This window comes from Marinitoga sp. 1138 (genome assembly GCF_013363265.1).
GTDB classification, from domain to species: Bacteria; Thermotogota; Thermotogae; order Petrotogales; family Petrotogaceae; genus Marinitoga; species Marinitoga piezophila.
This window is the reverse complement of the sequence record NZ_LBFA01000014.1, coordinates 1-16,145: the sequence shown is the minus strand read 5'-3', so window position 1 is coordinate 16,145 and position 16,145 is coordinate 1. Positions and strand designations below refer to the sequence as shown.

Sequence of the window (16,145 nt, the reverse complement as noted above, 5' to 3'; positions counted from 1 at the left end):
ATGCTCAAAGGAGGGGATGAATTATGAAGTTGCGTTCAAAAATATGGTTACTGGTATTAATATTGTTATTCTCTCAATTTGTATTATTTATGGTGAGCAATTATTCATTTTCAGTAATTGATAGTAACGAAAAGAATCTTGCAGAAAATTATGTAAAGTCAATGAAGGAAATCGGGCATTATTCTACACAGTTTATGGAAGTAAGAAAATTACTTGCAGAATATCTGGCGTTTAATGACGAAACAGCTTTTAATACAGCTAAAAAAGAAATAAATTCATTAATTTCGCAATTAAAAAACATTAAAACAGATTCAACATTAAAGGAAAGTTTATTAAAAGAACTAAATGAATATGCATCATTTTTGAATTCTATTAATTCTAAAGAAGAATTACTTTCAAGAATTTCTGAATTTAAAGAGATTGGTAATAAAGTAATTGAAAGCTTTTCCAATTTTCAAAAAGCTATAGAAAGTGATGTAGATAAGATAACATCAGAGAATGCTAACTCTCTTAACAAAGCCAAGCAAATAGGAATAACTTTAGTTGTATTGTCTTTGATTTTTGGAGCAGGATTGGCATTCATTATAATACAATCAATATTGACACCATTGAAAATATTAATGAATTATGCAGAAAGATTATCCAGAAAGGATTATACAGTTGAAATTCCAAAAATTAAAGATAAAGGTGAATTTGGAAGATTAATTGAAATATTTAGATCTATGCATGATCAATTGAAAAAAGACATGATACAGTTAAAACAGGAAAGTACATCACTTACAGAATCAATGAAAGAGATAGTAAATGCTATGAATTTATCAAGTGAAGCATTGCAGGAAATCACAATTGCTGTAAATAATATAGCTACAGAGATGGAAAATTCTACAGCGTCAATTCAGGAAACAACAGCTTCAGTTGAAGAAATTTCTTCTGCTACTAAGTTAATTGCAGATAGTGCCACAGAAGCAGCAAAATTTGGTCATGTATCAACAGAACGCGCAGAAAATGCGGGAAAAACTGTTAAACAAGCTATAGATAAAATGGCTGAAATAACAGAGATATCTAAAGAAATTGATAAAGTAGTAAGAGAATTTAATGACAGCGCTACGATGATTAATGATTTTGTAGACACCGTTTCAAATATTGCAGAACAAACAAATCTTCTTGCATTAAATGCCGCAATTGAAGCTGCAAGAGCTGGAGAAGCAGGAAAGGGTTTTGCAGTTGTTGCTGATGAAATTAGAGTATTGGCAGAAGAAAGTAGAAAGGCTGCAGATGAAATAAAAGAGGTTGTAAATGGAATAATCAATGTTTCAAATGATGCGTTAGATGTTTCAAAAACTGTAAATGAAAAGGTTGCAGAAGGTTCTCAATTATCAAATGAAGCAGGAGAAAATCTAAAAGAGATATTAAGTGCTATAAAAGAAATAACAGAAAAACTTGAAGGTATTGCAGCAGGTGTTCAGGAACAAACAGCTGCTGTTGATGAAATAGCTACAGCAATGACAGAATTGTCAGAAATGACAACAAATATAAATGCTTCTACTCAGGAAATAAATGCCTCAATTGAAGAACAAATGGCAAACATAGAAAATGTTACCTCAGAAGCAAATAGTATGACAAAGCTCGCTGATAGGTTAATGGACATAGTGAATCAATTTAAATTGAATTGATAAAATTACAATGAATTGGATGGTGAAGAATGAAGAGGCTTTTATTGTATATATTCCTATTAATAAATCTAATATCTTTTGGATTAACCATAGGGATTTATCATAATCCGCCAAAAATAATAGATAAAGAAACGGGGATATTTCCAGAGCTAATTGATTATATCCTTACTCAAAATAATGTTAAACATAATTATGAAATGGATACGTTTTCAAATCTTTTAAAAAAATTGAATAATGGTGAAATAGATGCTATAGCCTGTATTGCCTATTCGGCAGAACGGGCTAAGCATTTTTATTTTAATAAGGAATCCTTTATTTCGGATTGGGCTGTAGTTTATACAAATCATAATTCTAATATACATAATATGTTTGATTTAAAAAATAAAAAAATAGGCGTTTTAAAAGGTGATATCTTTTACGAAGATAAAGAAAAGGGATTAAAAGAGTTGCTTAAAAATTTTGATATAGATGTATCATATGTTGAATTTAATACATATGAGGATATTTTTAAGGCATTATCAAAATCTCAGATAGATGCCGGAGTGGTTAACAGAGCTTTTGGATTAACAAATGCGGAAAAATACAATCTTTCGCCAACAGATATAATATTTTTCCCTGTAAAGGTAATGATAGCTTTTAGAAAGGATTATCCGGAAAAAGAATATATAGCCAATCTCATTGATACAGAATTAAAAAAATTAAAGGAAGATACAGATTCTAAATATTATGAAGTAATAAATAAATATCTATATGTGCAAGATGAACCGGTTGTTCCAAGATGGCTAAAAATATTTATTTTATTTTCAATGTTGATTATAGTATTTTTGATAATAAACCATTTAGTTCTTTTAAAACTGGTAGAAAGACGTACAATGTTACTGAGGAAGTTAAATCTTGAATTACAGAAAAAAAATGAAGAATTACAATCATTAAATGAGGAGATCTCATCGCAAAATGAAGAGCTGGAAGAACTTTATCTTCATAACGAAAAGCTACAAAACTCTTTAAAATTAATTATCAAAGCTATATCAGATCTTGGAAGAGAAGAATATACATCGGAGGATAATTATCTCAAAGAACTTTTTAAGATACTCGATTTTGTTTTTCCAGGAATAGTCCATGGAAGAATATTAAAAATAGAAAATGATGAAGAAAAAACAATATTTGAAAAAGGATTACAGATAAACAATATTAACAAAAATGAAGTTTATTCGTTGGATATACCAATTAATTTAAATATCAATCTTTCATATATAATAACCCTTTATTTCAAAAAAGATGAAATTAATACAGAAAGTCTCAATGAGTTAATAGAATCATTTAAAATTCTTGCAACTACATTCTTTAAGATAAAAAATGAAGCTGATATTGAAGAAAGATTTAGAGAAGATATTATTAAATCTCTTATTTCTTTCCTTGAATTGCATGATGAATATACGAAAAATCATTCAAAAAACGTAGCAGAATTATCCAAAAAAATTGCAGAAAAAATGGGATTTGGGAAACCGTTTATAAAAAAGATTTATTGGGCAGGATTGCTGCATGATATTGGGAAACTTTTAATACCTATTGAAATATTAAATAAAAAATCCCGATTAACAGAAGAAGAGTATGAATATATAAAGAAACATCCAGAATATGGATATAATGCTTTAATAAAATCAGAAAGCCTTAGCGAAATTGCAATAGCAATTAGACATCATCATGAAAGATGGGATGGTAAGGGATATCCTGATGGATTAAAGGGTGAAGCAATACCAATAATGTCTCAGATAATATCTGTTGCAGATGCATGGGATGCCATGCGTTCAAGAAGGTCTTATAGAAATCCGCTTGATATTGAAATAGCTATAAAAGAAATTGAAGAAAATGCAGGAAAACAATTTTCGCCAGAAATAGTAAAGGTATTTATACAATTATGGAAAGAAGGAGAAATTTAATTATTCAAAATCTATCATTTCATCTGCATCAAGAGCTACAGATGTAGCTTCGTGATAATAGATTTGTGTAGTAGAAATATTTTTATGACCGGCGATTTGTCTTGCTGCTTCTATTCCATAGTTAAGAGCAACCTTTGTAATAACAGTATGTCTAAAGGAATGGGCAGAAAGTTTTTTGTTTCCTCTAAATTCCTTTAAGCCCAATTCATCAAAATATCCATCTATAATCAGTTGTATAGCTCTTTCTGTAAGAGCTTTACCAAAGGAGTTTCTTGATAATGAAATAAAAAGAGGGTCAGAAGGTCTATACTTCTTGACCTTCTTTCTTTCTTTTAAATAGTCATTTATACTTTCATATACTTCCTTATGCAATGCAATAACAGAGTCTCTGCTAACGTGTCCTTTGGATTTATAATGCAATAACACTTTATTATTTCTCTTAACCATATCTTTAATTCGAATTTGCGTAAGAGAATAAACCCTCAACCCTGTGTATGCCATCATTTTTATAATAGCCATATCGCGTTTTCCTTTAAGCGTTGACGTATCTATAGCATCAAAGATTTCTCGTATCTCTTCATCGGTTAAGATATCCTTTTGATGCCCAAAAGGTCTTTTAGCCCCTTTTACATTTTTAGCAATATTTTTATATAACCCTTTATCTTCGAGAAATGCAAAAAAACGGCGTATACCAGAAAGATACAAATTTACAGTATAAGGACTTTTTTCCCTTAATAAATAAGCCTTCCAGGACTTTACAGTCCTGGGTGTAGGCTTTGGAATATTGTGTTTTCTCAAATAATCCAGAAAATATTTTATTGATTTTGTATATTGCTTTTTTGTATCCTCGGTAACATCATCGAGTTCTTCTAGGAATTCAAGCAATATCTCGTCAAATTTATTTATTTCCTTTCTCTCTATTTCCCCCATAGCCAGAACCTCTTCTTATGTGATTTTTCATCTTCTATCTTTCTCAATTCCTTTATCCTTTTTATAATATGCCAATTAAATGAATTTTCCTCAAATTCACCATTTTCATTTAATTTTCCTGCGGTATATTCTGTCATTATTTCAATAGCTTCATCAACATTTTTTACTGCATATATTCTAAATTTACCCTTTTTAATATCTTCTTCTATTTCATTGTTTAAAACAAGATTTTTAATATTTTGATGAGGAATAATAACCCCTTCATTACCTTTTAAACCCTTTAGTTTACAGGTGTAATAAAATCCTTCCACCTTTTCTATTATTCCACCTACAGGTTGTATATTCCCATGTTGATCTATGGAACCTGTTACTGCAATATACTGTTTCAACGGGATTTTGGAAATCGCTGAAAGTAAAACGAGTATTTCAGCAAGTGATGCACTATCTCCTTCGAGCATGGAATATGTCTGTTCAAAACTAATAGAACCAGAAAACACCATATGTTCATCAAGATTATATTTAGAATAAAAATAATTTTCTATAATAAAAGTTGATTTTCTATGTATCTTACCACTTAAATCTGCATCTCTATGAATATCAATAACACCTACCTGTTTTGCAGAAGAAACATTTCCTGTAATCTTTACAGGAACACCAAAAGAATACGTATCAAAATCAACAACAGTTAATCCATTTATTTGACCAATCTTTTCACCTTCTGTATCAATAATAAGCTGTCCATCTTTTATTGAATCAAAAATCTTGTCTCTATACAATGAAAACATATTTTCATGTTTTTGTATAGCTTTAATTACTGCATTTCTATCAACATACGGAATTGTATCGCTATATCTATCAGAAATATAATTTGCTTCAAGTATAATATTCTTTAAAACACCAAACTTTGCGGAAAATCTATCGTTTCTTTCATTTATCCTGCATGAATATTTTAGTAATTCTTCAACAGCGCCTTTTGTAAAATCCTTTAATTCATGTTGCTTCACAATATTTTTTACAAAACCTGCAAAATATTCTGCATTTTCTTTATTTAATTCGATTTCTGTGTCAAATGCAACCTTTACATTAAAAAGTTTCTTGAAATCTGGATCATACTGGTATAACACTTCATACATCCATTCTTCTCCAACGAGAATAACTTTTACATTAAGAGGAATAGGATCTGGTTCTAAAGTATGAACAACACTTAATCCCATTTTACCTTCAAGATTTTCTATTTTTATTTCATTATTCATCAAAGCATTTTTTAAAGCTTCCCAAACGTATGGACTTCTCATTACCTTTTCTGCATCTAAAATAAGATAACCTCCATTTGCCTTATGTAATAATCCAGGTTTTATCATTGTAAAATCCGTCTTTAACATTCCCATATGAGAAAAATACTCTATTTTTCCAATTAAAGAAGAATATGCTGGATCATTGGCTTCAATTACGGGAGCCCCTTTAATTGATGAATTATCTATTATGACATTTACTGAATATTTTTTCTTATAATAATTTGTTATAGACTCATCGCTTGATAAAATATCTTGAAAATTCTCTGCAATATCGTTTTTTATCTCATTAAGGAATTCTATAACATCCGAGTTTGTTGAGTATTCATTAATGAGATCTTCAAAAATACCTGAAATGGTAAATAATGCCCAATACTTTTCCAGATTCCTTAATTGTTCCCTATATTTCTTATCGTATTCGGTAATTTTAATCATGGCCTTTTCCATTAATTGCCTTAATATAGGAGTCTTTTCCTCAAAACTATTTCTTACATCTTCTGGAAGCTTGTCATATTCTTCATCTGTAACCTCTTTTCCTTCATAAACAGGTATAGTCATGGCTCCATTAGTTGTAAATTGTAGTTTAAATCCTAACTTTTCAACTTCTTTTTTCAAATCATCCCATACATTCTTCCTTGCTTTTAAATATTCATCCTCGAGTTGGGCTCTTTTTTCAGAAAAATCCTCACCTTCTATTCCCTTTTTTAGAGCTTCGAAGGATATTTCTATGGTCTCTTTAAGTATCTTTTTAAAGATTATAGCCTCACCAGATTTAAGAGAAATAGCCTTTGGTTTCATTGGATCTTTAAAATTATACACATATATATAATCATTTGGTGTTTTCTTATTCAAGGAATATTTTGTAAGCACATTTCTTGCAAAGGTTCGTCTTCCCGTATTTACAGGACCTGTAATAAATATATTATGCGTTTTTTCCTCTATTTCAATTCCAAGAATCATTGAATCATATGCTCTTTTTTGTCCAATATATTCTGTAATTGATTGGATATTTTCTGTATTTTCAAAGTTTAATTGAGGCATCTTAATTTTGAAATCATCATACTTTAATAACATTTTCACACCCCCATCACAGTATATATTAATTATATCATACATTGCAATGTTAAAAACTTGAATGTTTTTTTAAAAACATCTAAACTAATAAGATTTTATTAATTATTTCCATCTAATCAGTCATGAAACAAAATATGAAACAAGTTACTTATTTTTCATGGAACAAGTTTCATGATATAGTAACATTACGACAATCTAAAAGGGGGTATTATCTATGAAGAACTGGCTTAAAAGAATGGGTATTATTGCAATTCTTCTGGTATTTGCAGTAAGTATGTTTGGTGAAACATTTAAAAGAGAAGAAACATTCTTCTTTGGTGGAGGATTATGGAGCGCACCTTCAAACTGGAATCCTTTAGTTCCATGGGCAGCTGTTCCAGGAACAATTGGTGGAATTTACGAAACATTATTCAATTATGATCCTATAAGCAATGAACTTGTTCCATGGTTAGCAGAAAAAGGGTATTGGAAAAACGATAATCAGTATTATGTAAAATTAAGAGAAAACGTAAAATGGACAGATGGTGAAGCATTGACAGCTGATGATGTTGTATTTACATTTGAAATCACAAAAAAGAATAAAGGAATTCCATATGCATCAATCTGGAATTGGTTAGATAAGGTTGAAAAACTTAGCGATTACGAAGTATTATTTACATTTTCAGAACCAAGATATCATGAATGGGATTATCAGTTATATCAGATTGCAATAATCCCAGAACATATATGGAGTAAATATCCTGTTGATAGTTTAATGTCATTGGCAAATGAAAATCCTATTGGTTCAGGTATGTATATGGCAGAAAGTCATACAGATGACAGAATGATTTTTGTCAGAAACGATAATTGGTGGGGTAAAGATGTATTTGGACTTCCTGCACCAAAGAGATTGATTGAATTGAAGATATTCTCAAATAATGTTGCTCTTGGTATGCTAATGAAAGGCGAACTTGATGTAAGTAATTTCTTCTTACCAGGTATTCCATCCATAAAAAGAATATATGGAATAAAAACATGGTTTAAAGATGCTCCTTATATGTTATCAGACAACACAGCATTATTATTCTTAAATACAAAGAAAAAACCTATGGACGATCCAAAATTCAGGAAAGCTCTTGCTTATTCAATTAATGTAGCTCCTATAATTAGAAGAGTTTTTGAATATCAGGTTGAACCTGCAAATCCAGTTGGATTTTTACCTGTTGATTCATGGATGAAGTATTATGATAAAGATGTTGTTGAAAAATATGGATTTAAATACAGCCCTGCAGAAGCTAAAAAATTACTCGATGAAGCAGGATACAAAGATATAGATGGTGATGGTTTCAGAGAAATGCCAAACGGAGATAAAATCAGTTTAACAATTATAGTTCCTTTTGGTTGGACAGACTGGATGGAATCTATAAAATTAATTGCAGCTGATTTTGAAAAGATTGGAATAAAGACAGAACCAAAATTTCCTGATTACAGTAAATATGCAGAAGATATGTATTCAGATGGATTCGATATATTATTAAACAACTTTGGAAGTAATGTAACATCAACACCATGGACATATTTCAACTGGTTATTTGAATCTCAGCAGATAAAGAACGAAAAAGCCTATGGTGGAAACTGGGGAAGATATGAAAATGAAAAATTATTTAGTTTAGTAGCAGAATTTAACAAAACAAAGGATCTTGAAAAAGGCAAAAAAATTGCATCTGAAATAGAGAAAATAATGCTTGAAGAAATGCCAGTAATTCCTGTTTGGTATAACGGTATGTGGTTCCAGGCAAGTGAAAAATACTGGACAAATTATCCAGATGAAAATCAACCATATGCATGGCCATCATTATGGAGTGGAAGATGGCAAATAGGCGGAAGCATGATGATATTAAAACTTAAACCTGCAAAATAAAATTCTATACTATGCTCCAACTCTTTAATGGAGTTGGGGCATAATATTAAAATCAGGAGGAAATATAATGTGGAAATATTTACGAAAAAAGGTTTTCATATATTTAATAACATTCTTTGTTGCTGTTTCCATAGATTGGGCTATTCCAAGGTTTATGCCTGGTGACCCTATATCCCTATTAATGTCAAGATTTGCTGGATTGCCTGAAGCAACAGAAAGATTAAATTCATATTTTACAAAAGCATTTGGTTTAGATCAACCATTATGGAAGCAATATATAAATTTCTGGGTTGCATTATTTAAGGGTGATCTGGGTATTAGCGTTTTTCTTTATCCAAGAAAAGTAATGGATATAATACAGGGATCTATTATATATGATTTCTTTTTATTAGTTCCTGCCATAGTTTTAAGCTGGATAGCAGGTAATAAACTTGGTGCTCTGGCAGCTATTAATAAAAAGACTGACAATAGTATAATCCCTATATTCTTTTTTCTTACATCATCACCATATTTTTGGATGGCAATGTTAATGGCATGGTTTTTAGGATTTGTAATACCAATATTTCCACTATCAGGAGCATATAGTTATACAATGACACCAAGTTTTTCATCTGAATTTATTCTTGATTTCTTATATCATCTTGCATTGCCGTTTTTATCGCTATTTCTTGTTATGCTAGGTGGTTGGGCTATTGGTATGAGAAATATGATTATATATGAAATGGGTTCAAATTATTCAAAATATATGGAAGCATTAGGTGCTTCTGATAAATTGATAAGAAAATATGCATACAGAAATGCAATACTCCCTCAGGTTACAGGGTTGGCTTTGCAACTTGGAACGATTATTCTGGGATCATTAACAACAGAAGCAGTTTTTTCATATCCAGGATTAGGTTTTTTATTGTTGCAGGCTATACAAAATCAGGATTATTTCCTTATTCAAGGTTGTTTCTTATTTATAGTCATAATGGTATTATTAGGAAACTTTATAGTTGATTTAATATATGTATTTATAGATCCAAGAATAAGGTTTTCATATACCGAGGAGGTTTGATATGACATTAAAAGAAAAAATTAAGAATAATGACTACTTATATTTTATGCTTAGAAATAAAAAGGTTTTATTTGGTTTTTTTGTATTTTTATTTTTTCTTCTGTTGGGGTTAGTAGGCCCTCATTTGTCAAAATATGGACCTTTAGAATATGCAGGTCCTGGATATATGCCGCCAGGTAAGGAATATTGGCTTGGTACAGATATTTTTGGTCATGATGTATATACACAATTGGTATATGGTTTAAGGAGCTCATATTTTGTTGGATTTTTTGGTGGAACACTTGCTACAATAATTGGATTATTTGTTGGATTTCTTTCGGGCTATAAAGGTAAATGGGTAGATGAATTACTTATGATGCTTACAAATGTAATGCTTGTAATTCCGACACTTGCAATATTAATAATAATTTCTTCATACCTTTCATTTAGAGGAATGGTATTTGAAAGTATCATTATTGGTATTACAAATTGGCCATGGACAGCAAGAGCCATAAGATCACTTACTATGTCAATAAAAAACAAGGAATTTGTCAATCTATCAAGAATTTCTTCATTACCAACAGGGAAAATCATAATTGAAGATATTGCCTCAAATATGTTTTCATATATATTTATGGTATTTATACTTCAATTTGCTGGCGCAGTATTATCAGCAGTTACATTGGACTTTATAGGTCTTGGTCCGACAAAAGGCATTTCACTTGGTTTAATGATGCAAATTGCCAGAGATTGGAATGCAGTTCAACTTGGAATGTGGTGGTGGGCTATTATTCCAGGGCTTGTAATTACATTACTCGTATCGTCACTATACTTTATAAACACGGGATTAGATGAAGTATTTAATCCAAAATTACGGGAGATGTGATAATAATGGAAAAAGTACTTGAAGTAAATAATCTTAAAATATACTATAAAACCTTAAAAGGTTATGTAAAAGCTATAGATGATGTAAGTTTTTATATAAAATCCGGTGAAATTCTTGGGATTGCTGGTGAATCTGGGTGTGGAAAAAGTACGTTGGGGAATGGGTTAATTCTTTTAAAACCGCCTATGAACTATATTTCTGGTGAAGCAAAATTAAATGGGATAAATCTCATGGCATTATCAAAAAAAGAAATGAAAAGGATAAGGTTTAAAGATATTTCTATAATTCCACAATATGCAATGGATGCATTTAGCCCTACTAAGAAAATAAAAAAATTTATTTCGGATCTTGTAAAAGAACATGGGATTAATCCAGATAATAAATTTTTTGAAAAGGTGAAAGAGAGACTTAGACTTGTTAATCTGGATGAAAGTGTATTAAACAAATATTCTGTTGAGTTATCAGGTGGAATGAAACAAAGAATGATAATGGTTATATCAACATTACTTGATCCAGATCTTTTAATAGCAGATGAAGTAACCTCAGCATTAGATGTAAGTTCCCAGAGATATGTCTGTGATATGCTTGTTAAATTTCGAGATTTGGGAATAATAAAATCTATGATATTTATTACACACGATGTTGCTGTGCTAAATCAAATTGCAGATAGAATAATGATTATGTATGCAGGGCAGGTTGCAGAAATTGGGGATACAGAAACAATATTGCACAATCCAAAACATCCATATACACAAGCACTGGTAAATTCCATACCAAAAAGCAATATAAGATATAAGGAAAAGAAATTAACCAGTATAGAAGGGACACCACCAAATCTTTTAAATATCGGTGAAGGTTGTAGGTTTAGATTTAGATGTCCATATGCAACAGAAATATGTAAAACAAAAACGCCTAAAATAGAGGAATTATCTTCAGATCATCAAATAGCTTGCTGGAACTGGAAAAAAATTGAAGGTGAAAACAATGAATGAAATAATAATGAAAATAGAAAATCTTACGAAAGAATTTGATCTTGATTTTTTTTCAAAAAAGAGATTTAAAGCCGTAAACAATGTTTCTTTTGAAATAAATAAAGGTGAAATTATATCCCTTATTGGTGAAAGTGGAAGCGGAAAAACCACTGTTGGAAAGATGATTCTCAGATTATTAAAACCAACATCTGGAAAGATATTATTTGAAAATAAAGATATATGGGATTTAAAAAAGAATGAAGTGAAGGAATATTATAGAAATGTTCAGGCTATATTTCAAGATCCATTTTCATCATTTAATACTTTATTTAAAATAAATAGAGTATTTAATATGATATTTGATAACTTTTTTCCAGAGGAGAAAAACAGAAAGGAAAAAATAGAAAAGGTTATCTCACAAGTAGGAATGAATCCAACAAATATCCTTGGCAAATATCCGCATCAATTGAGCGGTGGTCAATTGCAAAGATTGTTAATAGCCAGGGCTTTGTTGATGAATGTAAAGGTGCTTGTTGCCGATGAATTAATCAGTATGCTCGATGCTTCAACAAGAATAGATGTACTTAATCTTCTTGCTGAAATTAGTGAAAAAACAGGTATGTCAATAATATTTATAACTCATGATCTTTCGCTTGGATATTATCTCAGTGATACAACATTAATAATGTACAAAGGCGAAATTGTGGAAAAAGGGGATACGGTAGAAGTATATAACAATCCTCAACATCCGTATACAAAAATGCTTCTTAATTCTGTTCCAGAAATAGACAGGAAATGGGATAAAAATGAAAAGTTTATACCGGAAACAATAATAAAAGAAATAGAATTGTATTATCAGGCAAACAAAGAAAAATCAACTATATATGAAGCTATTAGCAAAAATCATTATGTTAAAGTGAAAAAATAACCTGGAGGTGCAATTATGCTAAAATTCAATGAAGATTTTCTTTTTGGAATATCAATGTCAGGTTTTCAATTTGAAATGGGTGGAAAAACAGGAATCGATGAAAATAGCGATTGGTATGAATGGGTACACGATAAGAGAATAATTTCAGCTGGACTTGTAAGCGGTGATTTTCCTGAGAATGGTCCTAATTATTGGGAATTATATAAGAATGATCATAATTTAATGAAAGAATTAGGTGTAAAAATAGTAAGAGTGGGTATCGAGTGGTCAAGAATATTTCCAGATTCAACAGAAAGCATTCGAGTTAATGTGAATGAATATAATAACGATATTATTGATGTTGAGATTACAGAAGATGCGCTTAAACAATTAAGAAATATTGCGAACTTGGAAAACCTCGAACATTATAAAGAAATGATACGCGATTTAAAAGATAGAGGCATGAAAGTAATGGTAAATCTTAACCATTTTACATTGCCACTTTGGATTCATGACCCGGTAAAGGTGAATCTTGAACATAACGGTCCTCTTGGCTGGGTAGAAAAACGCTCTGTTGTTGAATTTACAAAATACGCCGCGTTTATAGCCTCCGAACTTGATGATTATGTAGATTTTTGGTCTACTATGAATGAACCGCAAATAGTATCTTCATTAGGCTATACCCAGCCAAAGGCCGGATTCCCCCCTGCAATTATTAATGAAGAATTTTACAAAAAAAGCCAGAAACACCAGGCTGAAGCACATTGTAGGGCATATGACGCTATAAAAAGAATTAGCAACAAACCAGTGGGATTTATTTATTCATTCTCATGGGCTGATCCAGAAACAGAGAACGATAAAGAAGCAGCAGAAAAAGCCATGTATTTTTCTAATTTTCAATATACAGATATGATATTTAAGGGAATGGTGGATTTTAATATAAACAATAATCATGTATATAGAAAAGATATGGATGGGAAAACAGATTTTCTTGGAATTAATTATTATACAAGAATTGTGGTAAGAAAAGAAGGAAAATATGGCTGGAATGTTGTTCCAGGTTATGGATATGCATGTGTCCCTGGAAGTATAGCAAAATCAGGAAGACCTGTTTCAGATATGGGATGGGAAATATATCCTGAAGGTCTTGAGAAAATAATTCTGAAATTAAATGAACGTTATAATTCTCCTGAAATATTTATTACAGAAAATGGAATTGGAGAAAGTACAGGAAGATATATACCATATTATCTTGTTTCTCATCTTAATAGCGTGTATAATGCTATTAAAAAAGGTGCAAATGTAAGAGGATATATGTATTGGTCGTTTATGGATAATTATGAATGGCCACATGGATTTTCAAAAAGATTTGGTCTTGTGCATGTTGATTTTGAAAGTAAAAAGAGGACAATAAAACCGGGATTTCTTGTATATCAAAAAATAATTCAGGAAAATGGAATTCCAGATTATATGGAGAATTATGTAAAATATCCGTATAAATTATTGTGATAAAAAAGAGGTGATAATATGGCAACTTTGAGGGAAATTTCAAAGAAAATAGGTATTTCAATTGCTACAATTTCCCGTGTCTTAAATGGAGCTGATAATGTTTCTGAAGAAACACGAAAAAAAGTGCTTAAAGCACTTAAAGAATATGATTATCAACCACCTCAAGTTGCCAAAAGAAAGTTGCATCATCTTGTTGGAATTCTCGTTCCAACATTATGGGGAAATCATTATAATCTAATTGCAGAAGGAATAGAAACTGAATTAACAGCAAATGGTTATGATAGCTTTCTTAGTTCAACTTCTCAATTAATAAATAAAGAAAAAGAAATCCTTGAGCAGTTTTTTTCAAGAAGAGTAGATGGAATAATAATTTGTACAACAAAAAATGATGATGAACATATAGAAAAGTTAATAAAAACAGCTATTCCTGTTGTAGCTGTTGATAGAAAAGATTCTAATATAAAAGTGGATTCTGTTGGAATTGATAATTATCAATCTGCTTATAATGGAATAAAATATTTGTATAAAATGGGTCATAGAAAGATACTATTTGTTCAGGCAAGTAGAAATACATATTCAACATATGAAAGAGAACAAGCTGTAAAGGATTTTGCAAAACGGAAAAACTTAGAGTTAACAGTTTTAGAAGGTAACTTTGAATTTGAAGGGGGATATTATCCTATAAAAGAGCATCTTGAAAAATATGGGAAAAACTTTACGGCAATATTCTTTTCCAATGATCAAAATGCGTTAGGTGGAATGAGAGCATTATATGAAAGTGGTTTAAGTATTCCTGACGATGTTTCTGTAATAGGATTTGATGATGACAGATACTCTAAATTTCTCTATCCGCCTTTAACAACGATTAAGCAACCAAGATTTGAAATGGGTGAAATGGCAGCAAAACTTATAATAGAACGGATTGAAGGAAAAGGAAGTAAAGTGAAACGCAGAATAATACTTCCTACTGAATTAATAAAAAGAAGTTCGGTAAAACAAATATAGCTCTTTTGGATTCCCAAAAGAGCTATATTTATTTATTTTAGATTAAGTAATTGAGAGAAATTATTTATTTTATAATCATATTTTTTAATTTCATTTTCATGGCCAAAACCAAAACTTATCCATGCAAAATCCACATTGTTTTCCCATGCAGCCTTTGCATCACTTAAAGTGTCTCCGATCATTAATCCTTCTTTTAAAGGAATATTTTCTTCTATTATGAGATTTTTTAAACGTTCTGATTTTGGAGGAATTTTACCATCTAAAGGCACACCACATATTTTTTTGAAAAATCTGGACATATTAAATTTCTCAAGAATTTGAGATGCAAAGATTTCTGGTTTTGATGTAACTATGTACATTATTCTATTTTTGAAATATAATTTTTCCAGTGTATCCATTACTTCAGGATATAAATCCAGCATAAAAACGCCTTCTTTTGCATATGTCATCCTAAAATCTTCTCGTACTTTCATTTTTAATTCTGTATTTTCTTCACCAAATAATATGTTCATTATTTCATCAAGTGTAGGACCTATTAATTTTTTTATTTTGTCTTCAGGTAAAGGCGTTAGATTATTAATTTTATAAGCCTTTTGTAGTGAGTATATAATTCCTCTTGATGTTTCAAACAAAGTTCCATCCATATCAAAAAATAGATATTTGTATTTCATCATTTCACTTCCTCAACAAACTTAGCATCTTTCCCAACAAAGACTATTATGTATTTTTTCATTCTCTCATTTTTTGAATTTAATTCGTATGATTTTTTGTATCTTTCTATCTGTTCCCTTGCCTGAGCGATTTTTTCTTTGAATTTACTTTCGGTATATTCATTCTGTTTTATGTATTTTATTTCTATTATCGCTTCATATGGCACTTCTTCATATCTTTTGAACATTGCTATATCCACATATCCGCCTTCTACTGGATACTCCATCTTTACCATTGCAAATGGTGTTAATATTAAGTAGCTATACATCAAAATTTTTATATATTTTTCATCAAATCCCATGAACATTCTA

The 16,145-nt window shown here is 30.3% G+C and carries 13 protein-coding genes; 9 read left to right on the top strand and 4 right to left on the bottom strand.

Annotation, left to right across the window (positions count from 1 at the left end; translation table 11 throughout):
• Positions 1-23 precede the first annotated feature (23 nt).
• The gene (locus XO11_RS05225; protein WP_175418281.1) at positions 24-1,673 is read left to right on the top strand and encodes a methyl-accepting chemotaxis protein; all 1,650 of its coding nucleotides are present in this window, start codon (positions 24-26) and stop codon (positions 1,671-1,673) included.
• 29 nt (positions 1,674-1,702) lie between these two features.
• The gene (locus XO11_RS05220) at positions 1,703-3,613 is read left to right on the top strand and encodes an HD domain-containing phosphohydrolase (protein ID WP_175418280.1); all 1,911 of its coding nucleotides are present in this window, start codon (positions 1,703-1,705) and stop codon (positions 3,611-3,613) included.
• On the opposite strand, the gene XO11_RS05215 is transcribed toward XO11_RS05220, so the two are convergent.
• Both XO11_RS05215 and XO11_RS05210 read right to left on the bottom strand, forming a co-directional pair.
• Positions 3,614-4,543, bottom strand: coding sequence for a tyrosine-type recombinase/integrase (locus XO11_RS05215; RefSeq protein WP_014296534.1), 930 nt, complete (start codon positions 4,541-4,543; stop codon positions 3,614-3,616).
• Positions 4,531-6,909 carry a Lon protease family protein gene (locus XO11_RS05210; protein WP_175418279.1) on the bottom strand — a complete coding sequence of 793 codons (2,379 nt, stop codon included), beginning with the start codon at positions 6,907-6,909 and terminating at the stop codon, positions 4,531-4,533. The genes XO11_RS05215 and XO11_RS05210 overlap by 13 nt, the downstream gene beginning before the upstream one ends.
• Positions 6,910-7,123: 214 nt before the next feature.
• Here XO11_RS05210 and XO11_RS05205 point away from each other — a divergent pair, with 214 nt between their 5' ends.
• The 7 genes from XO11_RS05205 to XO11_RS05175 all read left to right on the top strand — a co-directional run bounded on the left by XO11_RS05205 (position 7,124) and on the right by XO11_RS05175 (position 15,123).
• Positions 7,124-8,809 carry an ABC transporter substrate-binding protein gene (locus tag XO11_RS05205; RefSeq protein ID WP_175418278.1) on the top strand — a complete coding sequence of 562 codons (1,686 nt, stop codon included), beginning with the start codon at positions 7,124-7,126 and terminating at the stop codon, positions 8,807-8,809.
• A gap of 67 nt (positions 8,810-8,876) precedes the next feature.
• The gene (locus XO11_RS05200; RefSeq protein ID WP_014296531.1) at positions 8,877-9,866 is read left to right on the top strand and encodes an ABC transporter permease; all 990 of its coding nucleotides are present in this window, start codon (positions 8,877-8,879) and stop codon (positions 9,864-9,866) included.
• 1 nt (position 9,867) lies between these two features.
• The gene (locus XO11_RS05195) at positions 9,868-10,731 is read left to right on the top strand and encodes an ABC transporter permease (protein ID WP_014296530.1); all 864 of its coding nucleotides are present in this window, start codon (positions 9,868-9,870) and stop codon (positions 10,729-10,731) included.
• 5 nt (positions 10,732-10,736) lie between these two features.
• Positions 10,737-11,723 (top strand): ABC transporter ATP-binding protein, encoded by a 987-nt coding sequence (locus tag XO11_RS05190; RefSeq protein ID WP_175418277.1) that lies wholly within the window; start codon positions 10,737-10,739, stop codon positions 11,721-11,723.
• Positions 11,716-12,630 carry an ABC transporter ATP-binding protein gene (locus XO11_RS05185; RefSeq protein ID WP_014296528.1) on the top strand — a complete coding sequence of 305 codons (915 nt, stop codon included), beginning with the start codon at positions 11,716-11,718 and terminating at the stop codon, positions 12,628-12,630. Before XO11_RS05190 ends, XO11_RS05185 begins: the two co-directional genes overlap by 8 nt.
• A gap of 15 nt (positions 12,631-12,645) precedes the next feature.
• Complete coding sequence (gene bgaS, locus XO11_RS05180) at positions 12,646-14,118, top strand: beta-galactosidase BgaS (protein WP_175418276.1); 1,473 nt, start codon at positions 12,646-12,648, stop codon at positions 14,116-14,118.
• An 18-nt stretch (positions 14,119-14,136) separates the two neighbouring features.
• Complete coding sequence (locus XO11_RS05175; RefSeq protein ID WP_175418275.1) at positions 14,137-15,123, top strand: LacI family DNA-binding transcriptional regulator; 987 nt, start codon at positions 14,137-14,139, stop codon at positions 15,121-15,123.
• A gap of 32 nt (positions 15,124-15,155) precedes the next feature.
• On the opposite strand, the gene XO11_RS05170 is transcribed toward XO11_RS05175, so the two are convergent.
• Together XO11_RS05170 and XO11_RS05165 are read right to left on the bottom strand one after the other, a co-directional pair.
• Positions 15,156-15,797, bottom strand: coding sequence for an HAD family hydrolase (locus tag XO11_RS05170; protein ID WP_175418274.1), 642 nt, complete (start codon positions 15,795-15,797; stop codon positions 15,156-15,158).
• On the bottom strand, positions 15,794-16,145 hold a 352-nt coding region (locus XO11_RS05165; protein WP_175418273.1), incomplete at its 5' end, for a PD-(D/E)XK nuclease domain-containing protein. The genes XO11_RS05165 and XO11_RS05170, both read right to left, overlap by 4 nt.